Origin of the sequence: Streptomyces sp. NBC_01216 (assembly GCF_035994945.1) — a bacterium.
Taxonomy (GTDB): domain Bacteria; phylum Actinomycetota; class Actinomycetes; order Streptomycetales; family Streptomycetaceae; genus Streptomyces.
Genome location: NZ_CP108677.1, coordinates 2,843,054 through 2,863,295 on the forward strand (window position 1 = coordinate 2,843,054; position 20,242 = coordinate 2,863,295).

The following is a 20,242-nucleotide window of genomic DNA, read 5'->3' on the forward strand; positions in this document are numbered from 1 at the left end:
GCTTACGCCTCCTTGAACGGGAAGCCGAGGTGACGCAGAAGGGCACGGCCCTCGTCGTCGTTGGTCGCCGTGGTCACCACGGTGATGTCCATACCCCGGACACGGTCGATCTTGTCCTGGTCGATCTCGTGGAACATGACCTGCTCCGTGAGACCGAAGGTGTAGTTGCCACGCCCGTCGAACTGCTTGGGGGACAGACCACGGAAGTCGCGGATGCGCGGGAGCGCGAGCGACAGGGTGCGGTCCAGGAACTCCCACATGCGGTCGCCACGGAGCGTGACGTGGGCACCGATCGGCTGACCCTCGCGCAGCTTGAACTGCGCGATGGACTTGCGGGCCTTGGTGACGGCCGGCTTCTGACCGGTGATCGTGGTGAGGTCGCGGATGGCGCCCTCGATCAGCTTGGAGTCGCGGGCGGCGTCGCCCACACCCATGTTGACCACGATCTTGACGAGGCCGGGAACCTGCATGACGTTCTCGTAGGAGAACTCCTCACGCAGCTTGCCCGCGATCTCCTCGCGGTACTTCGTCTTGAGACGCGGAGTGGTGGTGGTAGCCATCAGATGTCCTCACCCGTCCGCTTGGCAACGCGGATCTTGTTGCCCTCGTCGTCGAAGCGGTAACCGACGCGCGTGACGACCTTCTTGCCGTCCTTCTCCACGACGAGCTGAACGTTGCTCACGTGGACAGGGGCCTCGGTCGTGACGATGCCACCGGCCTGCGAGGGGCCGGCCTTGGTGTGCTTCTTGACCCGGTTGACACCCTCGACCAGGACACGGTCCTCGCGGGGGAAGGCCGCGATGACCTTGCCCTGCTTGCCCTTGTCCTTGCCGGTGATGACCTGGACCAGGTCGCCCTTCTTGATCTTCATGCTTACAGCACCTCCGGCGCGAGCGAGATGATCTTCATGAACTTCTTCTCGCGCAGCTCACGGCCGACGGGGCCGAAGATACGGGTGCCACGAGGGTCGCCGTCGTTCTTGAGAATGACAGCGGCGTTCTCGTCGAAGCGGATGTACGAGCCGTCCTGGCGGCGGCGCTCCTTGACGGTGCGAACGATGACCGCCTTGACGACGTCACCCTTCTTCACGTTGCCACCGGGGATCGCGTCCTTGACGGTGGCGACGATGACGTCACCGATGCCCGCGTAGCGGCGACCGGAGCCACCGAGAACACGGATGCAAAGGATCTCCTTGGCACCAGTGTTGTCGGCGACACGCAGTCGCGACTCCTGCTGGATCACGTCTATCTCCTGATTGTCTGCCGGTTCCCGGCCGGGGCTTCAGCTGAAGCCCCGGCCGAGCCTGGCGGAACCGACCCGAGGAAAACCCCTCGGGTAATTACTTGGCCTTCTCGAGGATCTCGACGACGCGCCAGTGCTTCGAGGCGGACAGCTTGCGCGTCTCCATCAGGAGGACGCGGTCGCCGACGCCGGCAGCGTTCTGCTCGTCGTGAGCCTTGAGCTTGTTGGTACGGCGGATGACCTTGCCGTACAGCGCGTGCTTGACGCGGTCCTCGACAGCGACGACGACGGTCTTGTCCATCTTGTCGCTGACGACGAGGCCCTCACGGACCTTGCGGGCGTTGCGCTCGGTCTTCTCAGTCACGTTGTTCTCGCTCATCAGGCGTTCTCCACCGTCTCGATGCCCAGCTCGCGCTCGCGCATCAGGGTGTAGATCCGGGCGATGTCCTTACGGACGGACTTGAGCCGACCGTGGTTCTCGAGCTGGCCCGTCGCCGCCTGGAAGCGGAGGTTGAACAGCTCTTCCTTGGCCTCGCGGAGCTTGTTGAGAAGCTCCTCGTTGCCCAGCTCGCGCAGCTCGGACGCCTTGGTACCGGCCGACATCACAGCTCACCTGCCTCGCGCTTGACGATCTTGCACTTCATCGGCAGCTTGTGGGCCGCACGAGTCAGGGCCTCACGCGCGATCTTCTCGTTCGGGTAGGACAGCTCGAACATCACCCGACCGGGCTTGACGTTCGCGATCCACCACTCCGGCGAACCCTTACCGGAACCCATGCGGGTCTCGGCAGGCTTCTTCGTCAGCGGGCGGTCCGGGTAGATGTTGATCCAGACCTTGCCGCCACGCTTGATGTGGCGGGTCATCGCGATACGGGCCGCCTCGATCTGGCGGTTGGTCACGTACGCCGGAGTGAGGGCCTGGATGCCGTACTCGCCGAACGCAACCTGCGTACCACCCTTGGACATACCGCTGCGCTTCGGGTGGTGCTGCTTGCGGTGCTTGACCCTACGGGGGATCAGCATTTCGGTCAGGCCTCCGTTCCGGTGCTCTCAGCAGCCGGAGCGGCGGCGGAAGCCTCGGCCTTGGGGGCCTCGGCAGCCTGAGCCTGCTGCGGCTTGCGACCGCGACCGCCACGCTCGCCGCCCCGGCCACCGCGGCCGGCCGGGCGGTCAGCGCCGCCACGGGCCGGGCGGTTGCCGGCGCGGGCAGCAGCGTTCTCGGCGCGGACCTCGGCGATGTTCTTGACGTCGCCCTTGTAGATCCAGACCTTCACGCCGATGCGGCCGAAGGTCGTCTTGGCCTCGAAGAAGCCGTACTCGACGTTCGCGCGCAGCGTGTGCAGCGGCACACGACCCTCGCGGTAGAACTCCGAGCGGGACATCTCGGCACCGCCGAGACGACCACCACACTGGATCTTGATGCCCTTGGCGCCGGCCTTCATGGCGGACTGCATGCTCTTACGCATGGCCCGACGGAAGGAGACGCGGGAGGACAGCTGCTCAGCGACGGCCTGGGCCACGAGCTGAGCGTCGACCTCGGGGTTCTTGACCTCGAGGATGTTCAGCTGGACCTGCTTGCCGGTCAGCTTCTCGAGCTGGCCACGGATCTTGTCGGCCTCGGCGCCGCGGCGACCGATGACAATGCCCGGGCGAGCCGTGTGGATGTCCACGCGGACGCGGTCACGGGTGCGCTCGATCTCGACCTTCGAGATGCCCGCGCGCTCCATGCCGGACGTCAGCATCCGGCGGATGGCGACGTCTTCCTTGACGTAGTCCTTGTACAGCTTGTCGGCGTACCAACGCGACTTGAAGTCGGTGGTGATGCCGAGCCGGAACCCATGCGGGTTAACCTTCTGGCCCATTACCGGGTTCCTTCCTTGCTGCTGACGACCACGGTGATGTGGCTGGTCCGCTTACGGATCCGGTAGGCACGGCCCTGGGCACGCGGCCGGAACCGCTTCAGGGTCGGGCCCTCATCCACGTACGCCTCGCTGATGAACAGCGAAGAGGCGTCACTGTGGTCGTAGTTGTGCGCGGCGTTGGCGATGGCGCTGTCCAGCACCTTGCCGACCGGCACGCTCGCGGCCTGCGGGGCGAAACGCAGGACCGCCTGAGCCTCCGTGGCGTCCATGCCACGGATAAGGTCCACCACGCGGCGGGCCTTCATGGGCGTGACGCGGATGTACCGCGCCTGGGCCCTGGCTTCCATGGTTGTCCTTCCAGTGTCTGTCATGGTCATTCCACCCCGCTACTAGCGGCGCTTCGACTTCCGGTCGTCCTTCACGTGACCCCGGAAGGTGCGCGTCGGCGAGAACTCGCCGAGCTTGTGGCCGACCATCGACTCGGTGACAAACACCGGAATGTGGGTCTTGCCGTTGTGCACCGCGATCGTGTGGCCGAGCATGGCCGGGATGATCATCGAGCGACGGGACCAGGTCTTGATGACGTTCTTGGTGCCGGCTTCGTTCTGGACATCCACCTTCTTTACGAGGTGGTCGTCGACGAAGGGCCCCTTCTTGAGACTGCGCGGCATCTAAACCCGCTCCTAGCGCTTCTTGTTCGTCTTGCGGCGGCGGACGATGTACTTGTTGCTCGCCTTCTTGGGAGAACGCGTACGACCCTCCTTCTGACCCCACGGGGAGACCGGGTGGCGACCACCGGAGGTCTTGCCCTCACCACCACCGTGCGGGTGGTCGACCGGGTTCATCGCCACACCGCGAACGGTCGGGCGAACGCCCAGCCAGCGCTTACGGCCGGCCTTGCCCCAGTTGATGTTCGACTGCTCGGCGTTACCGACCTCGCCGATGGTGGCGCGGCAGCGGACGTCGACCAGACGGATCTCGCCGGACGGCATGCGCAGGTGGGCCATCTGGCCCTCCTTCGCGAGCAGCTGCACGGAGGCACCCGCGGAACGGGCGAACTTGGCGCCACCGCCGGGACGGAGCTCGATCGCGTGGATCGTGGTACCGACCGGGATGTTGCGGAGGGCCAGGTTGTTGCCGGGCTTGATGTCGGCGCCGGGGCCGTTCTCGACCCGGTCGCCCTGCGCGAGGCCGCGCGGGGCGATGATGTAGCGCTTCTCGCCGTCCACGTAGTGGAGCAGCGCGATACGCGCGGTGCGGTTGGGGTCGTACTCGATGTGAGCGACCTTGGCCGGCACGCCGTCCTTGTCGTGACGACGGAAGTCGATCACGCGGTAGGCGCGCTTGTGGCCACCGCCCTGGTGACGGACGGTCACACGACCGGTGTTGTTACGGCCACCCTTGCTGTGCAGAGGGCGGACCAGCGACTTCTCCGGCGTGGACCGCGTGATCTCGACAAAGTCGGCGACGCTGGAGCCACGACGGCCCGGGGTCGTCGGCTTGTACTTGCGGATACCCATTTCTCAGTCCTCGTCCGATTCCGGACGATCCAGACCGCCCTTAGGCGGTCGGACCGCCGAAGATGTCGATACGGTCGCCCTCGGCAAGGGTCACGATGGCGCGCTTGGTGTTGGCGCGCTTGCCGAAACCGGTGCGGGTGCGCTTGCGCTTGCCCTGGCGGTTGATCGTGTTGACCCCGGTGACCTTGACCGAGAAGACCGCCTCGACGGCCTGCTTGATCTGGGTCTTGTTGGAGCCGGGCGCGACGATGAACGTGTACTTGTTCTCGTCCAGCAGGGCGTAGCTCTTCTCGGAGACAACCGGCTTGACGAGGACGTCGCGCGGGTCCGTGAAGGTCTTGCTGGTGATCGTGGCCTCGGACATCAGGCCTCGCTCCCTTCGTTGTCATCGGCCTTGGGGCCAGACACGAAGGACTCGAGGGCGGCCTGGGTGAAGACCACGTCGTCGGATCGCATCACGTCGTACGTGTTGAGCTGGCCCGGCTCCAGGATGTGCACCTGGGGCAGGTTGCGGGCGGACAGCCACGCGGCCTCGTCGGTGCGCTCGGCGATCAGGAGCAGGTTCTTGCGCTCCGAGATCTTGCCGAGCAGCGTCTTGGCGGCCTTGGTGGAGACCTCGCCCTCGACCACGCCGGTGACGACGTGGATGCGGGAGTGGGTCGCCCGGTCCGACAGGGCACCGCGCAGGGCGGCGGCCTTCATCTTCTTCGGGGTCCGCTGGGAGTAGTCACGCGGCACGGGACCGTGCACGACGCCACCACCGGCGAACTGCGGGGCGCGGGTCGAACCCTGACGGGCGCGGCCGGTGCCCTTCTGGCGGTAGGGCTTCTTGCCACCACCGCGGACTTCGCCACGGGTCTTGGTCTTGTGCGTGCCCTGACGGGCCGCGGCCAGCTGCGCGACGACGACCTGGTGGATCAGCGGAATGCTGACCTTCGCGCCGAAGATCTCCGAGGGGAGCTCGACGGTACCGGCCTTGTCGCCTGCCGGCGAAAGGATGTCAATGGTGCTCATCGTTACCTCAGGCCCCCTTGGCCGCGGTACGGACCAGGACGAGGCCGCCGTTCGGACCGGGGACCGCGCCCTTGATGAGCAGCAGACCCTTCTCCGCGTCAACGGCGTGGACGGTCAGGTTCTGGGTGGTGACCCGCTCGTTGCCCATGCGGCCCGCCATGCGGAGGCCCTTGAACACACGGCCCGGGGTGGCGCAGCCACCGATGGAGCCGGGAGAGCGGTGCTTGCGCTGGGTGCCGTGACCGGCGCCGAGGCCCTTGAAGTTGTGACGCTTCATGACACCGGCGAAGCCCTTGCCCTTGCTCTTGCCGGTGACGTCGACCTTGACGCCCGACTCGAACACGGCAGCGGTGATCTCCTGGCCGAGCGTGTACTCGCTGGCGTCAGCGGTACGCAGCTCCACCAGGTGGCGGCGCGGGGTGACGTCGGCCTTGGCGAAGTGGCCCTTGAGGGGCTTGTTCACCTTGCGCGGGTCGATCTCGCCGAAGGCGATCTGGACCGACTCGTAGCCGTCGATGTCGTTGGTGCGGACCTGGGTGACGACGCACGGCCCGGCCTTGACGACGGTGACCGGGACGACCCGGTTGTTCTCGTCCCAGACCTGGGTCATGCCGAGCTTCTCGCCCAGGACGCCCTTAATGTTCTTTGCCATCTCGCGCGTCACCTCAGAGCTTGATCTCGATGTCGACGCCCGCCGGCAGGTCGAGACGCATGAGCGAGTCGACCGTCTTCGGCGTGGGGTCGAGGATGTCGATGAGGCGCTTGTGCGTGCGCATCTCGAAGTGCTCGCGCGAGTCCTTGTACTTGTGCGGCGACTTGATGACGCAGTACACGTTCTTCTCAGTGGGCAGCGGCACCGGGCCCGCGACCGACGCACCAGTGCGGGTCACCGTCTCGACGATCTTCTTCGCCGAGGAGTCGATGACCTCGTGGTCGTAGGCCTTGAGCCGGATGCGGATCTTCTGTCCCGCCATGGCTACTCAGTAGTCCTGTCTCTCGTAACGCTCTGGAACTCGGGGGCTCTCCTGTCCTCCACCTCCGACCCACGCGGTCGGGCGTGTCGCACTCCCTCTACGCAGAGATCCCTAAGGATCTCCCAACCAAGGGGGCGCGGTAGCAGAACCGCGAGCCGGGGGCAGAACACCCACCGAGTGCCTGGCCGGCACCCCGCTGACGCTTCCCAGAAGATTCCCGTACGTCCGACCCGAGGGGTCGACGAGTACTGTGGGACTCGCTTCCGGTCCTCCCGACGGGAGGCGCGCAGCATCGGCACTCAACCGAGCAACCCCGACAGTCTGCCATACGGGGGCATCCGGCCGCCAATCGGGGCGGAAGACTGTACCCCACGTCACGTCGGGGTACACGCGGGCCACCCGCTCCGCGGGAGCGCGGAACCGGCCCGTGCGAGAACACCGCCGGGGGGACGCCCCGCACGCCCGCCGCGCCCACCTGTTCCGCCGTCCGGCACTCGTCCCCGCCGTCCGCTCCCCCGCCCCCCGGGGACCGCTCAGACCCGCGCCACCGGGCGACAGTCCGCCTCGTCCTCACCGACCCTGGCCTGCGGCCGGCTGCGGTCGTACGGGTCCACGGCCTCGCCCGAGGGAAGCACCTCCCGGACGTCCTCGTCGAACTCAGGGTGCAGATAGCCGTCGGTACGCGAACAGGAGCTGTCGGCCGCCTCGAACAGGTACTCCGTAAGCCGGAGCTTCCCCGGCGTCACCTGCCATTCCGCCGGGTCCAGCACGTCCACGGCCAGGGTGCGGCGGACGATCGTCCGCACCACCTGGTCCGCCCCCGGCCGCGCCTTCACCAGGGGGTAGACGAAGGTGTAGTCGGCCGTCATCCGCACCGTGCCGGGCCGGTCGCCCTCGCCGAACGTCATCCGCCCCCGGGTCTTGACCACGTCGCCGACCAGCCGGACCTCGGCCGGATCGAAGCGGCTGAACCAGAACAGCGGATCGCGCTTCTCCGTCGGCTCGCGGAGCGCCTGGTCCATCCACCCGCGCAGGTCCCGCTGCCGGGGATCGATAGGTGGGCGGCGTGGTCATCTCGCGACGAGGGCGGCCGGGGTCGGGCCCGGCGCACCCGCCGGAAGCCGTCCCGCCGCCACCAGGGCTGAGGCAGGGCCGTGGCGCCCCGTGGAAACGGCGGAGGCCCGCCTCCCCTGACGGGGAGACGGGCCCGAACACGGCCTGGGATCAGATCACTTGATGAAGTATCCGGTGACGTCGGCCAGCAGGTCGACGGAACCGTTGTGGTTGTAGAAGCTCACCTTGCCGTCCGCGCCGACCGGGACGACCACCAGGTTCGGGATCGTCAGGCCGGCGGTGAAGTTGAGGTTCGACGCGCTCGGCCGGGTCGTACCGCCCGGGTACACCGACACGAAGCTGGTCGCCGTCGGGCCGGTCGCCGTCACGTTCAGGACGACGGCCGTCACGCCCGTGGCCGGGACGCCGTTGACACCGGTGACCTGCAGGTTCACCACGCCGCCCGCGCCGACCTTGGCCTTCGCGACGCCGAGGCCCGAGCGGGTGTCCATCATCCGCAGCGGACCGAGGTTGATGTGGGAGGCGCCCGCCGGGCCGGAGGAGAAGTACCCCGTCACGTCGGCCAGCAGGTCGACGGAACCGGCGCGGTTGTAGAAGCTGACCTTGCCGTTGGCGCCGACCGGGACGACCACCAGGTTCGGGATCGTCTGGCCCGTGGTGAAGTTGAGGTTCGACGCGCTCGGCCGGGTCGTACCGCCCGGGTACACCGACACGAAGCTGGTCGCCGTGGCGTTGGTGGCGGTCACGTTCAGGACGACGGCCGTGACGCCCGTGGCCGGGACGCCGTTGACACCGGTGACCTGCAGGTCGACGACGCCGGACGCGCCGACCTTGGCCTTCGGTACACCGGTGCCCTCACGGGTGTCCATCATCCGCAGCGGACCGAGGTTGGCGTGGGTCGAACCGCTGGTGTCCTTGACGTAGTAGCCCGTGATGTCGGCGAGCAGGTCGACGGAGCCGTTGCGGTTGTAGAAGCGGACCTTGCCGTCGATCACCGGGACGGTCACCAGGTTCGGGATCGTCTTGCCGGCGGTGAAGTTGAGGTTCGACGCGTCCGTGCGGGCGGTGCCGTTCGGGTAGACCGACACGAAGCTGGGCTCGGTCGGGTTCGTCGCCGTGACGTTCAGGACGACCGCGCCCACGCCGGTGGACGGGATGCCGTTGGCGCCGGTGACCTGGAGGACCACTTCCTTGCCGGCCCCGACCTTGGCCTTCGGCACACCGAGACCCGAACGGGTGTCCATCAGACGGGTGGGGGCGACGGGCTTGAAGGTCTTCGGACCCGGAACGGTCACGGCGACCGACGCGGAGGTCGTCACCTTGCCGGAGGTGTGGGTGGCCCGGACGGCCACGTTGTGCGCGCCGTAGCCGGTGACCGAGGTGGTGGCGCTGCGGGCGCCGGCGCCCGGAGACGCGACGACCTGGCCGTCCACGAGCAGCTCGAACTTGTGGATCAGGGAGTTCGCGGTGCTGGTGGACCAGTTGACCGTGACCGGACCGGGCGTCTCGTAGCCGGTGCCGGCCTTGGTCGCGCCGCCGGAGAGCGAGTCGACCTTCAGACCGGCGACGGTGCCGGTGGCGTAGGCCCGGATGGTGGGCAGCTGCGGGTACAGCATGTTGCCGGGGCACTGGGTGTTGAAGCCGTTGCGGTGCCCGGAGATCGCGTCGAAGCTGTAGGTGCTGTCCTTGGTGAAGGACTCACGGAAGAAGTTCGTCTGGGTGGCGCCCGCGGTCAGCGTGCTCTTGCCGCCGGGGTCGACGCCGTACTGGCCGAGCTTGTAGGCGGCCACCCGCGAGGCGGAGACCAGCGCGGCGTTGGACGCGGCCTGGTCCGTGTAGTCGCCGAGGAGCGCGACGCTGGTCGACTGGGAGTTCCAGCCGTAGGTGTGCGCTCCCTGCACGGGCTGGTCGATGCCGCCCTTGCGCCCCTCGAAGACGGTGCCGCACTTGTCGACGAGGAAGTTGTAGCCGATGTCGCGCCACTTCTCGATGTCGACGTGGTAGTCGAGAATGCTCCGGACGACGTTCTTCGAGGCCGAGCACTCGTACGCGGCGCTCGTGGTGTGGTGGACGAAGATCGCCTTGATCTCGCCGCCGCTGAGGTACTGGGCCGGCTCGGGGGTCTTCTCCTCGATCTCGGTCCCGCCCCACTGGGCGCGGGTGACGACGGGCGGCTGCGGAGCGGTCGACGCCGGACCGGGCACGCTCGGCGGCGTGGTCGGCGGGTCCTCGGCCGCGAAGGCGGCCGGCTCGGCGTTCAGTTCGCCCCTGTCCTTGGCCTGGGCGCCCACGCCGCCCGGGTCCACCATGTTGAGCTTGAGACCCGCGGGCAGCACGCCGGCCGCGGCTCCGTCGCTCACCCGGACCTCGGCGCCGTCGGACGCGCCGACCCACACCGGTTCGGTAGAGCCGGGGGCGCCGGGCCGGTCCCCGTCCATGCCGGCGGGGTGCGGCTCGAGCTCGATCCAGTCGGACCACTTGCCCGTCTCGGCGCTTCGGGTACGCGCCTCGATCGTGCCCTTGACCTTCTCCTCGGGGTTCGTCCAGGTGACGCCGAGGAGACCGAACGGCTCGGTGGCGCGTCGGGTCAGGGTGGCCTCCCCCTTGCCCTTGTCGGTCAGCGCCAGCTTGTGCACCTGGCTTCTGCCCTTGGCGCGATGCGCCGCCGAGGAGCTGTAGACCCCGGGCGTATCGGCCTTGGCGTCGTTCTTGTCGATCCCGGTCCCGGCACCGTTCGCCACGGCCTGGAAGCCCAGGACCGCGAGGACGCCCACCGCGGTCCCCAGCGCGGTACGACGCACCCGCGTCGCCTTCGTCGTCCGTCGTGCTCGACGTCCCGAACTCAAGTTGTCTCCCCCTTGATGGACATGACATAGCCAACCGTCCGCATGCTACTGGCAGCTACTGTCACGCCCACCACAGGGGGCACACCTGTCACATAAGTCCACCGGAACGGCCGAGGGCCCCCGACCCGCCGCGAACGGCGGGCCGGGGGCCCTCTCATGACGCTCCGTCAGAAGCGGCGCAGGTCAGACGATCGACAATTACTTGTTGATCTTGGTGACCTGGCCGGCGCCCACGGTCCGGCCACCCTCACGGATGGCGAACTTCAGGCCCTCCTCCATGGCGACGGGCTGGATCAGCTCGACGGTCATGGAGGTGTTGTCGCCCGGCATGACCATCTCGGTGCCCTCGGGGAGGGTCACGACGCCGGTCACGTCCGTGGTACGGAAGTAGAACTGCGGGCGGTAGTTGTTGAAGAAGGGGGTGTGACGGCCACCCTCGTCCTTCGACAGGATGTAGGCCTGGGCCTCGAACTCGGTGTGCGGCGTGACCGAACCGGGCTTGATGATGACCTGGCCGCGCTCGACGTCCTCGCGCTTGATGCCACGGAGGAGCAGACCGACGTTCTCACCGGCCTGGCCCTCGTCGAGCAGCTTGCGGAACATCTCGATGCCGGTGACCGTGGTGGTGGTCTTCTCCTGCTTGATACCGACGATGTCGACGGTCTCGTTGACCTTCAGGATACCGCGCTCGATACGACCGGTGACGACGGTGCCACGACCGGTGATCGTGAAGACGTCCTCGATCGGCATCAGGAACGGCTTGTCGACGTCACGCTCGGGCTGCGGGATCGCCTCGTCGACGGCGGCCATCAGGTTCAGGACCGACTGGCCCCACTCCTTGTCGCCCTCGAGCGCCTTGAGCGCCGAGACCTTGACGACCGGCAGGTCGTCGCCCGGGAACTCGTACTCGGAGAGGAGCTCACGCACCTCGAGCTCGACGAGCTCCAGGATCTCCTCGTCGTCCACCATGTCGGCCTTGTTCAGGGCGACGACGATGTACGGAACGCCGACCTGGCGGGCCAGGAGCACGTGCTCCTTGGTCTGCGGCATCGGGCCGTCGGTGGCGGCGACCACGAGGATGGCGCCGTCCATCTGCGCCGCACCCGTGATCATGTTCTTGATGTAGTCCGCGTGACCGGGGCAGTCGACGTGGGCGTAGTGACGCGACTCGGTCTGGTACTCGACGTGCGCGATGGAGATGGTGATACCGCGCTGGCGCTCCTCGGGAGCCTTGTCGATCTGGTCGAAGGCCGAGGCCTCGTTCAGGTCCGGGTACGCGTCGTGCAGCACCTTGGTAATGGCGGCCGTGAGGGTCGTCTTACCGTGGTCGATGTGACCGATGGTGCCGATGTTGACGTGCGGCTTAGTCCGCTCGAACTTCGCCTTCGCCACTGGGGTCCTCCTGGAGTGGTTCTGAACGCCTTGCTTCATCGGCGCCAGGTGATCTTTGCTGGGATGCCATCCGCCGGGGCCCGGTCCTCGGGTTTCGGGGCTGAGCCCCGGCGACTGGTGTCAAGCCTAAAGCGTGAACTCGGGAGAGCTACTCGCCCTTGGCCTTCGCGATGATCTCCTCGGCGACGTTCCGCGGAACCTCGGCGTAGGAGTCGAACTGCATCGAGTAGCTTGCGCGACCCGAGGTCTTGCTGCGGAGGTCTCCGACGTAGCCGAACATCTCCGAAAGGGGCACGAGGCCCTTCACGACGCGAGCGCCGCTGCGCTCCTCCATGGCCTGGATCTGACCACGGCGGGAGTTGATGTCGCCGATGACCTCACCCATGTAGTCCTCGGGCGTGACGACCTCGACGGCCATCATGGGCTCAAGGATGACAGGGGATGCCTTGCGCGCGGCCTCCTTGAAGGCCTGCGAACCGGCGATCTTGAACGCGAGCTCGGAGGAGTCGACCTCGTGGTAGGCACCGTCGAGAAGGATGACGCGGACGCCGGTCATCTCGTAGCCGGCCAGGATGCCGAACTGCATGGCCTCCTGCGCACCCGCGTCGACCGAAGGGATGTACTCCTTCGGGATGCGGCCACCGGTGACCTTGTTCACGAACTCGTACGAGGCGTCGCCGCCCTCGATGGGCTCGATCGCGATCTGCACCTTGGCGAACTGACCGGTACCACCGGTCTGCTTCTTGTGGGTGAAGTCCACGCGCTCGACGGCCTTGCGGATCGTCTCACGGTACGCGACCTGCGGCTTGCCGACGTTCGCCTCGACCTTGAACTCGCGACGCATGCGGTCGACGAGGATGTCGAGGTGAAGCTCGCCCATACCACCGATGATGGTCTGGCCGGTCTCCTCGTCCGAGTGAACCTGGAAGGAGGGGTCCTCCTCCGCGAGACGCTGGATGGCGACACCCAGCTTCTCCTGGTCACCCTTGGACTTGGGCTCGATGGCGACCTGGATCACCGGCGCCGGGAAGTCCATGGACTCCAGGATGACCGGGTTCTTGTCGTCGCACAGCGTCTCACCGGTGGTGGTCTGCTTGAGGCCCATGACGGCGACGATGTCGCCGGCGCCCACCGAGGCGATCTCCTCACGCTTGTTCGCGTGCATGCGGTAGATCTTGCCGATGCGCTCCTTCTTGCCCTTGACGGAGTTCAGCACCGCGGTGCCGGCCTCCAGGCGACCGGAGTAGATCCGGACGAAGGTGAGCTTGCCGAGGTGCGGGTCGCTCGCGATCTTGAACGCGAGGGCCGACAGCGGCTCCTCGTCGGTCGGCTTGCGCTTGACGACCAGCTCCGCGTCCTTGACGTCGTGGCCCTCGATGGCCTCGACGTCCAGGGGCGAGGGGAGGTAGCGCACGACGGCGTCGAGCAGGGGCTGGACGCCCTTGTTCTTGAACGCGGTGCCGCAGAAGACGGGGGTGATCGTCTTCTCGCCGCCACCCTTGCCGGAGGCGATGGTGATACGACGGATCGCGGCGTACAGCTGCTCCTCGGTGGGCTCCTCGCCCTCGAGGAAGAGCTCCATGATCTCTTCGTCGTTCTCGGCGACGGTCTCGACCAGCTTGCCGCGCCACTCTTCGGCGGTCTCGGTGTGCGTGGCCGGGATGTCGACGACGTCGTACATCTCGCCCTTGGTCGCTTCCGCGGACCAGACCAGGGCCTTCATGGTGACGAGGTCGACGACACCCTGGAAGTCGGCCTCGGCGCCGATCGGCAGCTGCATGACGATCGGGACGGCGCCGAGGCGGTCCACGATCATGTCGACACAGCGGTGGAACTCGGCACCGGTGCGGTCGAGCTTGTTGACGAAGCAGATACGCGGGACGCCGTAGCGGTCCGCCTGACGCCAGACGGTCTCGGACTGCGGCTCAACACCGGCGACACCGTCGAACACCGTGACGGCACCGTCGAGGACGCGGAGCGAACGCTCCACCTCGACCGTGAAGTCGACGTGCCCCGGGGTGTCGATGATGTTGATGGTGTGATCGACGTCCTCGAGCGGCCAGTGACAGGTCGTCGCGGCGGACGTGATCGTGATGCCGCGCTCCTGCTCCTGCTCCATCCAGTCCATCGTGGCAGCGCCGTCGTGGACCTCACCGATCTTGTAGCTCACACCGGTGTAGAACAGGATGCGCTCGGTGGTCGTCGTCTTGCCCGCGTCGATGTGGGCCATGATCCCGATGTTGCGGACCTTGGCCAGGTCAAGCGAAGTGGTGGCCATAAGGCTCAATCTTCTCTCGGTCTCGATGTGGGTAGCGACTACCAGCGGTAGTGCGCGAAGGCCTTGTTGGACTCGGCCATCTTGTGCGTGTCCTCGCGCTTCTTGACCGAAGCGCCGAGGCCGTTGGAGGCGTCGAGGAGCTCGTTCATGAGGCGCTCGGTCATGGTCTTCTCGCGACGGGCGCGGGAGTAGCCCACGAGCCAGCGGAGCGCGAGCGTGGAGGCGCGACCGGGCTTGACCTCGATCGGCACCTGGTAGGTGGCGCCACCGACACGGCGGGACTTGACCTCGAGGGACGGCTTCACGTTCTCGAGAGCGCGCTTCAGCGTGATGACCGGGTCGTTGCCGGTCTTCTCGCGGAGGCCCTCCATGGCGCCGTAGACGATGCGCTCGGCGGTGGAGCGCTTGCCGTCCAGCAGGATCTTGTTGATCAGCGAGGTGACAAGAGGAGAGCTGTAGACCGGGTCGATGATGACCGGGCGCTTCGGGGCGGGGCCCTTACGAGGCATTCTTACTTCTCCTTCTTGGCGCCGTAGCGGCTGCGAGCCTGCTTACGGTTCTTGACGCCCTGCGTGTCGAGGGAACCACGGATGATCTTGTAGCGAACACCCGGCAGGTCCTTCACACGGCCACCGCGCACGAGCACGATGGAGTGCTCCTGCAGGTTGTGGCCCTCACCCGGGATGTAGGCCGTGACCTCGATGCCCGAGGTCAGACGCACACGCGCGACCTTACGGAGGGCCGAGTTCGGCTTCTTCGGGGTGGTCGTGAACACACGCGTGCAGACGCCACGACGCTGAGGGGAACCCTCGAGTGCGGGCGTCTTGTTCTTCTCGACCTTGTCCTGCCGGCCCTTACGGACCAGCTGCTGGATCGTAGGCACTACTTCTCCGGTTTCTGTGTGCCGTCGGTGAAACTAACCTGGAACATTCGCCGACCCACGCGGTCGGGTGTGTCGAATACTGCGGACTCCCGCCGGGGCGGAAAGGGCGCAGATCGCGGTGGCCGTTCTCGGACTCGCCGTGCGGTTGAGGACACGCACACGAGCCCAGGCACACCCCAGGCACAAGGTCTGAGCGTACCTATCGCATGGACTCCGGTCAAAACAAATGCCCACGCGCACGATCACCCTCCGCGCGCTGACGACCTCGGGGAACGCCCGGAGCGGGGGGTGCGGCGCCGCTCCGGGGGCGGTCCGGCCGACAGCCTTCAGGGCGGTTCACGCCCAGGTGCCGGGCGCCGTGCGCGCGGCGAGGGGATCCGGGGAATGGTCGGGACCTTCGACGTGCGGCGCTTGGGCACCAGACCGGGCCGGTTCCCGGGCGCCGCGGCGGGGGGCGCGGGGACGGCGCCCGGGGCCGGAGCCCGGCCTTCACCCGGGCCCGGACCGTCGTGCGGCCCCGTCCACCCGGCCCGCCCGCCGCGGTGACCGCCCAGGGGCACCGGTTCCCCGGCCCCGCCCGAGGCGTCGTCGGCCGTCCCGCGGCCCGCGGCCGGTGCCCGGCCCGCGTCCGACGTCATGCCCGCTCCCGGCACGCCGGCCGCTTCCACGCGGTCTCGCGGGAAGGGGATCACAGCGGCCTGCCCCGGGGTGCGGTCCACCACCCGGAGGGGACGGGCGCGGGCGCGCCGGACCTCCTCCAGGGCCGATTCGTACTCGGCGGCCGCCTCGCGCCAGCCCAGGGCGTAGGCCCGGATCTCGCGGCGCTCGATCTCCGCGCGCAGCAGGACGGCCACGTCCCCGGGGGCGTGCTCCTCCAGCAGACGGCCGAGCGCGGAGAGCAGTGCCGGGAGGTCGTCCGGACGTCCCGCCGCCTCGGGGTCGTCGGCGGCCGGCGCGGGGAGGTCGTCGGCGTGCTGCGCGCCACCCTCGCCCGCGGCCCCTGGCGGCGCCTCACCGGCCGCTCGCTCACCCCCCGGGTCCGGCGGCCCCTCGCCGCCGACCGTCGGGCCTGACCCGACGCCACCGCCCCCGGTGCCGGAGGAGCGGTCTTCCTCCTGCATACGTGTCTCTCGCTCGCGTCCCATCGCTTCGCCGCCCATCCCGCCCCCCCGTCGGAGCGCCCCCGGCGGCGCGTCCGGACCCGGGCACGCCGCGACTTCGCCCGTCGTGACACGTGTCGTGCGCGTTCGTGCGGGGCGTACTGCCTGCGTCAGCATGGGGGGACAGGCCGTGACAGCTTACTGGGGCCCTCCGGGCACGGGGTCGTGCCTCAGAGGCTGTCGGTCGAGGGCCGCCCGGCAGGCCCTCAGTCCTGGGCGAGCGGGACCCGCCGGGCGGGCGTGGACGTGGACGGCAGGAACTGCCCCGCCACCCTGATGAACATCTCACGCTGGTCGGCGGCGATGCCGAGACCTTCGGCGGCCTCCTCGAGCGTGAGCCTGCGCGTGCCGGACGTCGCCGGCCCCACCCCCGGCGACGGGGCCTGCGGGAGCGGCAGGTCCTCCTCGGTGAGCCGGCCGGAACGGATGAGCATCTCCCGCACCGACACGTCGAGGACGTGCGCGAGGCGCCGGGTGGTCTCCAGGTCCGGCATGGACTGCCGCTGGAGCAGGCGGGTGATCGCGGCGCGGTGGACGCCCGCCTCGTCGGCGAGCCGGGACTTGCCCCCGCCGCGCGGGCTGTCGATGTCGAAGCCGCGGCGACGGATGAGCTCTTCGATCCAGGCGGCGAACTGGTCCAGGTCAGTGGCGGTCATGGGTGATGTCGCCTCCCTCCGAAGCGGACCCCAGAATATCGCGCTTGCGCGCACGGAATTACGTGCTCCTGCGCGCGCACGGTGTCGATTTGGCGAAGGGTGCCCGATCAAAGAAGTTGCGAGCGCGAGCGCAACATGTCAGTGTGCGGGTTCGCAACATCCATTCCGACCCCGGAGACCGCCTGATGCACCCGCCCGAAGCGCCGGAGACCGACGACTGGCGCGCCGCCGCCGCCTGCGTGGGGCTCTCTCCCCTGATCGTGTTCGCCCGGCGCGAGGATGAGGCCCGACCTGCACTGACGGCGTGCGGCCGATGCCCGGTGGCCCGCCGCTGCGAGGAGGTGGTGGCACCCGCGGACAGCTACTTCGACGGGGTCTCCGCCGGACGCCTCTGGCGCAACGGCCGACCGGTCCGCGCCCGCCGCAAGGACGTTGCACGCTCGCGCGCTAGCGAACAGTCCGAACGCACCGGGCACCAGGCGTGACCGCTGCGCGACGCGTAGTCCCTCTACGCCACCGCGCCGATCCGCCGATGACGTCACGCGTACGCCGCTCGGAGTGCGCACGTCCGGACCACCCGGGCGCCCCGGTTGTCCCTTGTTCACCGCACTGGCTGGAGGCTTCATGACCACGCCCTCTCAGGACGCCGCCCTCTGGATCGAGGCGCTGCTGCGGCAGTTCCCCGAGCTGCTGTCCGAGCTCGCCCCGGGCCGGAGCGGCCCGTCGAACGGCTTCGCGGAGCGGCGGCCGACGGCGGGTGAGGCCGAGGAGCTGCGCCGGGAGCGCCGGGAGGCGCTGCTCATGGAACAACGGCACGGGCTGGCCGTGCCCGGTCACTCCGCCGCCCCGCTGCGGCTGTACGTCTCCGACGCCCTCCGGGACATCACCGACGGGGTCGTCGAGCTGGACGAGGCCGTCCACGACAAGCTCGGGCTGGGCAGGCCCCGCCACGCGCGGGTGCCGCAGCGCCTCGCACGGGTCCTCGCGCTGCTCGACAGGGCGGCGGACCACCCCACGCTCGTCGCACACGTCCGCGACGAGTCGCGCCGGATGGCCCGTCGTTGCGCCCGCGCACTCGGGGACAGCGAGTCGATGGTGCGGGTACGCGGGCGTTGCCCGTGGTGCGCGTCGGTGTCGCTGCGCGCTTTCCCCGCCCGCCGCGCGGTGCTGTGCGTCAACCCCGCGTGCCGCTGCGAGGACGAGCGGTGCGACTGCCACAGCGATCCGGCCTACCGGCACGTCTGGCGGGAGGCCGACTGGGCGGGACTGGCCGCGGCGGGCGCCGACCGTGCCGAGATCGCCGCGTCCATGGACACCGCGGACGAGGGGGTGCGCCGATGACCACCGCCGCGGCCCCCCTGATCAACGCGACCCTGGCCGCCGAGGAGGCGGGGGTCGTCCCCGCCACGATCCGCAAGTGGGTGCAGCTCGGGCACCTGGTCCCGGCCGGCCGTCAGGGCCGCGCGCTGCTCTACCGGCTCGAGGACGTGTTCGCCGCCGAGCGGACCGCGCGCCGCGGGCCGTAGCGGGTCCGTGGACCGGGCCCCGGCCGGTCCACGGACCAGGAAGAGGTGGCCGCCCCCGCATCGGGGGCGGCCACCTCTCACGTCTGTCCCGGGCTCATGTCCCGGAATCCCCCTCGGGGCGCATCCGCAGGACCTGGGCGCTCACCCTCGCCCCACCGCACGCGGTCTGCGCGGGCGCGGCCCGCAGAGCCTCCTGCCACCCGCTCGTGAACCCGCGGATCTCCGCGTCCACGGCGATCCTGGCGCCGACCTTGCCGACCACTGCCGTGAGCGTGCGCGCGACCTCTCCCGTGTAGCTCCCGCGCTCCCCCGCCTCGGCGGCGACTTCCACGGCTGCCGCGACCACCTCGGTAAGCCGCTCCTGCGCACTGCCACCTCCGTCGACCACACGCACCCCGCCTTTCGAATTTATGTTCGAATCTCTGAGGGTAGCGCCCTGTACGGGTGGGCGACCACTCGCCACGCGCGCGACCCCCTCCCCCTAAAGATCGACCTCGCACGAACTGGTTGCGCGCTCGCACGATCTCAATCACAATAGGTGCAGCGGCGGAGCTGTGCCCGCATCCCTCCAGGGCACCGCTCCGCCGTTCCGCTTTCCCTGTCCCCCATCGGCAACAGGAGTGATGCCCCGTCATGAGCTCAGCACCGAGCACCTTCCCGGACGTGGAGGCCATCGTCGTGGACCTCCTCTCCGACCGGGCCGAACTGGCGAGCGCGACCGTCGACGACACCCCGCCCGCGGGCTTCGACGGCACCCAGCAGGCGGTGATCGTCTCCCGCCGCGGAGGCGCCTGGATCGACGACCTCCATCTCGACCAGCCGCTGATCGAGCTGGAGTGCTACGGCCCCGACAAGGCGACGGCACACCTGCTGGCCAACGCGGCGCGCGCCGAACTCCTGGCCGCGGCCGGCACGGCGTACGGCGCGACGCAGATCACCGACGTCGTCGAGGCCGACGGCCCGCGCTGGCTTCCCGACTACCTCTACACCGCCGCCAACCGCTACCTCTGCGTGCTGCGGCTCTCCCTCCGTACGGCCTGACCCCGGGCGCGTACCCACCGACCAGGCCCCGTCGCCCGACGGGGCCTTTGCCGTACCCACGGCAGCCCACCGCACCACCCATCACAAGGAGAAACCATGGCAGGCAACAACGCCTCCGAGATCCGCGTGGCCGGCACCGGCCGCATCCTCGTCGCCGAGGTCGGCGCCGCCCTTCCGACCGCCTTCACCGGCGACTCCGCCGCCGACTGGGGCAGCGGCTGGGTCGACCTCGGCTACACCTCCACCGACGGCGTGGCCTTCTCCAAGAAGGACAAGCTCGACCCGGTGGAGACCTGGCAGTCGATCAGCCCGGCCCGGTTCGTCTACGCGGACCGCGACCTGACGCTGAAGTTCTCGATGCTCCAGTTCAACGAGGACACCCTGCCCTTCTTCCTGGGTGGCAAGAAGACGGACTTCCGCCACGACAACGCCACCAACCCGGGTGTGTACGAGTTCGACGTCCCGGACGGCCCGAGCTTCGACGAGCGGGCCCTGGGCCTGGAGTTCACCGACGGCTCCGCGGTCACCTACCGCTTCGTCATCCCGCGCGGCCAGGTGACGGCGACCGACGACCTCAAGCTCGCCCGCAAGGCCGCGGCGATGCTCGGAGTCACCTTCACCGCCCTGTCGCCGGGCGAGGGCCAGGCACTCGCCACCTTCGTCATGAAGGACGCGGCGTACACCACCGCGTAACACCCTCGCGGGCGGGTGCCGGCCCCGCGCGGCCGGCACCCGCCCGGCACCACCCGTTCCCCCGCTCCTCCTCAGACACGGA

Annotated in this window: 28 protein-coding genes; 5 read left to right on the forward strand and 23 right to left on the reverse strand. The window is 68.8% G+C overall.

Going from position 1 to position 20,242, the window contains the following annotated elements; genetic code table 11:
• Window positions 1–2 precede the first annotated feature (2 nt).
• From rplE to OG393_RS12295, 22 genes are all read right to left on the reverse strand, one after another.
• Window positions 3–560 (reverse strand): 50S ribosomal protein L5, encoded by a 558-nt coding sequence (gene rplE, locus OG393_RS12190; RefSeq protein ID WP_019888759.1) that lies wholly within the window; start codon window positions 558–560, stop codon window positions 3–5.
• The gene (gene rplX, locus OG393_RS12195; protein WP_137993932.1) at window positions 560–871 is read right to left on the reverse strand and encodes a 50S ribosomal protein L24; all 312 of its coding nucleotides are present in this window, start codon (window positions 869–871) and stop codon (window positions 560–562) included. Before rplX ends, rplE begins: the two co-directional genes overlap by 1 nt.
• Window positions 872–873: 2 nt before the next feature.
• A complete protein-coding gene (gene rplN / locus OG393_RS12200; protein WP_003956455.1) occupies window positions 874–1,242 on the reverse strand; it encodes a 50S ribosomal protein L14 in 369 nt (122 codons plus the stop codon).
• Window positions 1,243–1,339: 97 nt separating this feature from the next.
• Window positions 1,340–1,621, reverse strand: a complete 282-nt coding sequence (gene rpsQ / locus OG393_RS12205) for a 30S ribosomal protein S17 (protein WP_147980755.1) — start codon at window positions 1,619–1,621, stop codon at window positions 1,340–1,342.
• Window positions 1,621–1,845, reverse strand: coding sequence for a 50S ribosomal protein L29 (gene rpmC / locus OG393_RS12210; RefSeq protein ID WP_017239580.1), 225 nt, complete (start codon window positions 1,843–1,845; stop codon window positions 1,621–1,623). Before rpmC ends, rpsQ begins: the two co-directional genes overlap by 1 nt.
• Window positions 1,845–2,264 (reverse strand): 50S ribosomal protein L16, encoded by a 420-nt coding sequence (gene rplP, locus OG393_RS12215; protein WP_015035580.1) that lies wholly within the window; start codon window positions 2,262–2,264, stop codon window positions 1,845–1,847. Before rplP ends, rpmC begins: the two co-directional genes overlap by 1 nt.
• 5 nt (window positions 2,265–2,269) lie before the next feature.
• A complete protein-coding gene (gene rpsC, locus OG393_RS12220; protein ID WP_327374683.1) occupies window positions 2,270–3,103 on the reverse strand; it encodes a 30S ribosomal protein S3 in 834 nt (277 codons plus the stop codon).
• Window positions 3,103–3,450, reverse strand: a complete 348-nt coding sequence (rplV, locus tag OG393_RS12225; RefSeq protein ID WP_058848120.1) for a 50S ribosomal protein L22 — start codon at window positions 3,448–3,450, stop codon at window positions 3,103–3,105. The genes rpsC and rplV overlap by 1 nt, the downstream gene beginning before the upstream one ends.
• Before the next feature lie 42 nt (window positions 3,451–3,492).
• Window positions 3,493–3,774 (reverse strand): 30S ribosomal protein S19, encoded by a 282-nt coding sequence (gene rpsS, locus OG393_RS12230; protein WP_215069815.1) that lies wholly within the window; start codon window positions 3,772–3,774, stop codon window positions 3,493–3,495.
• A gap of 12 nt (window positions 3,775–3,786) precedes the next feature.
• Window positions 3,787–4,623, reverse strand: a complete 837-nt coding sequence (gene rplB / locus OG393_RS12235; protein ID WP_327374684.1) for a 50S ribosomal protein L2 — start codon at window positions 4,621–4,623, stop codon at window positions 3,787–3,789.
• 40 nt (window positions 4,624–4,663) lie between these two features.
• On the reverse strand, window positions 4,664–4,987 hold the full coding sequence (gene rplW, locus OG393_RS12240) for a 50S ribosomal protein L23 (RefSeq protein WP_327374685.1): 324 nt from the start codon (window positions 4,985–4,987) through the stop codon (window positions 4,664–4,666).
• Entirely contained in the window at window positions 4,987–5,637 is a 651-nt protein-coding gene (gene rplD, locus OG393_RS12245) for a 50S ribosomal protein L4 (protein WP_327374686.1), read from the reverse strand. The genes rplW and rplD overlap by 1 nt, the downstream gene beginning before the upstream one ends.
• Window positions 5,638–5,644: 7 nt before the next feature.
• On the reverse strand, window positions 5,645–6,289 hold the full coding sequence (gene rplC, locus OG393_RS12250) for a 50S ribosomal protein L3 (protein ID WP_058942728.1): 645 nt from the start codon (window positions 6,287–6,289) through the stop codon (window positions 5,645–5,647).
• A 13-nt stretch (window positions 6,290–6,302) separates the two neighbouring features.
• Entirely contained in the window at window positions 6,303–6,611 is a 309-nt protein-coding gene (gene rpsJ, locus OG393_RS12255) for a 30S ribosomal protein S10 (protein WP_003948644.1), read from the reverse strand.
• Between the two features lie 533 nt (window positions 6,612–7,144).
• Window positions 7,145–7,633 (reverse strand): hypothetical protein, encoded by a 489-nt coding sequence (locus tag OG393_RS12260; protein WP_327374687.1) that lies wholly within the window; start codon window positions 7,631–7,633, stop codon window positions 7,145–7,147.
• Between the two features lie 207 nt (window positions 7,634–7,840).
• Window positions 7,841–10,486 carry an N-acetylmuramoyl-L-alanine amidase gene (locus OG393_RS12265; protein ID WP_327374688.1) on the reverse strand — a complete coding sequence of 882 codons (2,646 nt, stop codon included), beginning with the start codon at window positions 10,484–10,486 and terminating at the stop codon, window positions 7,841–7,843.
• Window positions 10,487–10,729: 243 nt separating this feature from the next.
• On the reverse strand, window positions 10,730–11,923 hold the full coding sequence (tuf, locus tag OG393_RS12270; RefSeq protein WP_327374689.1) for an elongation factor Tu: 1,194 nt from the start codon (window positions 11,921–11,923) through the stop codon (window positions 10,730–10,732).
• Between the two features lie 148 nt (window positions 11,924–12,071).
• Window positions 12,072–14,201: an elongation factor G gene (fusA, locus tag OG393_RS12275; RefSeq protein ID WP_327374690.1), complete on the reverse strand. Its 2,130-nt coding sequence runs from the start codon at window positions 14,199–14,201 to the stop codon at window positions 12,072–12,074.
• Between the two features lie 38 nt (window positions 14,202–14,239).
• Window positions 14,240–14,710 (reverse strand): 30S ribosomal protein S7, encoded by a 471-nt coding sequence (gene rpsG, locus OG393_RS12280; protein WP_003966970.1) that lies wholly within the window; start codon window positions 14,708–14,710, stop codon window positions 14,240–14,242.
• Window positions 14,711–14,712: 2 nt separating this feature from the next.
• A complete protein-coding gene (gene rpsL / locus OG393_RS12285; protein ID WP_003948652.1) occupies window positions 14,713–15,084 on the reverse strand; it encodes a 30S ribosomal protein S12 in 372 nt (123 codons plus the stop codon).
• Between the two features lie 326 nt (window positions 15,085–15,410).
• A complete protein-coding gene (locus OG393_RS12290) occupies window positions 15,411–16,205 on the reverse strand; it encodes a hypothetical protein (protein ID WP_327374691.1) in 795 nt (264 codons plus the stop codon).
• A 245-nt stretch (window positions 16,206–16,450) separates the two neighbouring features.
• Window positions 16,451–16,900 carry a helix-turn-helix domain-containing protein gene (locus OG393_RS12295; protein ID WP_327374692.1) on the reverse strand — a complete coding sequence of 150 codons (450 nt, stop codon included), beginning with the start codon at window positions 16,898–16,900 and terminating at the stop codon, window positions 16,451–16,453.
• A gap of 185 nt (window positions 16,901–17,085) precedes the next feature.
• Here OG393_RS12295 and OG393_RS12300 point away from each other — a divergent pair, with 185 nt between their 5' ends.
• The 3 genes from OG393_RS12300 to OG393_RS12310 all read left to right on the forward strand — a co-directional run bounded on the left by OG393_RS12300 (window position 17,086) and on the right by OG393_RS12310 (window position 18,426).
• Complete coding sequence (locus OG393_RS12300; RefSeq protein WP_327374693.1) at window positions 17,086–17,385, forward strand: WhiB family transcriptional regulator; 300 nt, start codon at window positions 17,086–17,088, stop codon at window positions 17,383–17,385.
• Between the two features lie 139 nt (window positions 17,386–17,524).
• Entirely contained in the window at window positions 17,525–18,241 is a 717-nt protein-coding gene (locus tag OG393_RS12305) for a hypothetical protein (RefSeq protein ID WP_327374694.1), read from the forward strand.
• Window positions 18,238–18,426 (forward strand): hypothetical protein, encoded by a 189-nt coding sequence (locus tag OG393_RS12310; RefSeq protein WP_327374695.1) that lies wholly within the window; start codon window positions 18,238–18,240, stop codon window positions 18,424–18,426. The genes OG393_RS12305 and OG393_RS12310 overlap by 4 nt, the downstream gene beginning before the upstream one ends.
• Window positions 18,427–18,520: 94 nt before the next feature.
• Here the strand turns inward: OG393_RS12310 and OG393_RS12315 are convergent, their stop codons facing one another.
• Complete coding sequence (locus OG393_RS12315; RefSeq protein ID WP_327374696.1) at window positions 18,521–18,814, reverse strand: hypothetical protein; 294 nt, start codon at window positions 18,812–18,814, stop codon at window positions 18,521–18,523.
• A 245-nt stretch (window positions 18,815–19,059) separates the two neighbouring features.
• Between OG393_RS12315 and OG393_RS12320 the strand changes: the two genes are divergently transcribed.
• Entirely contained in the window at window positions 19,060–19,467 is a 408-nt protein-coding gene (locus tag OG393_RS12320; RefSeq protein ID WP_327374697.1) for a hypothetical protein, read from the forward strand.
• A gap of 96 nt (window positions 19,468–19,563) precedes the next feature.
• Complete coding sequence (locus OG393_RS12325; RefSeq protein WP_327374698.1) at window positions 19,564–20,160, forward strand: phage tail tube protein; 597 nt, start codon at window positions 19,564–19,566, stop codon at window positions 20,158–20,160.
• Window positions 20,161–20,242: the final 82 nt, after the last annotated feature.

Bases quoted from the DNA above. Each gene is read 5' to 3' on its own strand.
- rpsJ (WP_003948644.1), bottom strand. From the start codon at position 6,611: ATGGCGGGACAGAAGATCCGCATCCGGCTCAAGGCCTACGACCACGAG.
- rplB (WP_327374684.1), bottom strand. From the start codon at position 4,623: ATGGGTATCCGCAAGTACAAGCCGACGACCCCGGGCCGTCGTGGCTCC.
- OG393_RS12310 (WP_327374695.1), top strand. From the start codon at position 18,238: ATGACCACCGCCGCGGCCCCCCTGATCAACGCGACCCTGGCCGCCGAG.
- rpsS (WP_215069815.1), bottom strand. From the start codon at position 3,774: ATGCCGCGCAGTCTCAAGAAGGGGCCCTTCGTCGACGACCACCTCGTA.
- fusA (WP_327374690.1), bottom strand. From the start codon at position 14,201: ATGGCCACCACTTCGCTTGACCTGGCCAAGGTCCGCAACATCGGGATC.
- OG393_RS12300 (WP_327374693.1), top strand. From the start codon at position 17,086: ATGCACCCGCCCGAAGCGCCGGAGACCGACGACTGGCGCGCCGCCGCC.
- rplV (WP_058848120.1), bottom strand. From the start codon at position 3,450: ATGGAAGCCAGGGCCCAGGCGCGGTACATCCGCGTCACGCCCATGAAG.
- OG393_RS12325 (WP_327374698.1), top strand. From the start codon at position 19,564: ATGGCAGGCAACAACGCCTCCGAGATCCGCGTGGCCGGCACCGGCCGC.
- OG393_RS12295 (WP_327374692.1), bottom strand. From the start codon at position 16,900: ATGACCGCCACTGACCTGGACCAGTTCGCCGCCTGGATCGAAGAGCTC.
- rpmC (WP_017239580.1), bottom strand. From the start codon at position 1,845: ATGTCGGCCGGTACCAAGGCGTCCGAGCTGCGCGAGCTGGGCAACGAG.
- OG393_RS12260 (WP_327374687.1), bottom strand. From the start codon at position 7,633: ATGGACCAGGCGCTCCGCGAGCCGACGGAGAAGCGCGATCCGCTGTTC.
- rplW (WP_327374685.1), bottom strand. From the start codon at position 4,987: ATGTCCGAGGCCACGATCACCAGCAAGACCTTCACGGACCCGCGCGAC.
- rpsG (WP_003966970.1), bottom strand. From the start codon at position 14,710: ATGCCTCGTAAGGGCCCCGCCCCGAAGCGCCCGGTCATCATCGACCCG.
- rpsQ (WP_147980755.1), bottom strand. From the start codon at position 1,621: ATGAGCGAGAACAACGTGACTGAGAAGACCGAGCGCAACGCCCGCAAG.
- rplX (WP_137993932.1), bottom strand. From the start codon at position 871: ATGAAGATCAAGAAGGGCGACCTGGTCCAGGTCATCACCGGCAAGGAC.
- rplD (WP_327374686.1), bottom strand. From the start codon at position 5,637: ATGAGCACCATTGACATCCTTTCGCCGGCAGGCGACAAGGCCGGTACC.
- OG393_RS12305 (WP_327374694.1), top strand. From the start codon at position 17,525: ATGACCACGCCCTCTCAGGACGCCGCCCTCTGGATCGAGGCGCTGCTG.
- rplP (WP_015035580.1), bottom strand. From the start codon at position 2,264: ATGCTGATCCCCCGTAGGGTCAAGCACCGCAAGCAGCACCACCCGAAG.
- rplE (WP_019888759.1), bottom strand. From the start codon at position 560: ATGGCTACCACCACCACTCCGCGTCTCAAGACGAAGTACCGCGAGGAG.
- rpsC (WP_327374683.1), bottom strand. From the start codon at position 3,103: ATGGGCCAGAAGGTTAACCCGCATGGGTTCCGGCTCGGCATCACCACC.
- OG393_RS12320 (WP_327374697.1), top strand. From the start codon at position 19,060: ATGAGCTCAGCACCGAGCACCTTCCCGGACGTGGAGGCCATCGTCGTG.
- rplC (WP_058942728.1), bottom strand. From the start codon at position 6,289: ATGGCAAAGAACATTAAGGGCGTCCTGGGCGAGAAGCTCGGCATGACC.
- OG393_RS12290 (WP_327374691.1), bottom strand. From the start codon at position 16,205: ATGCAGGAGGAAGACCGCTCCTCCGGCACCGGGGGCGGTGGCGTCGGG.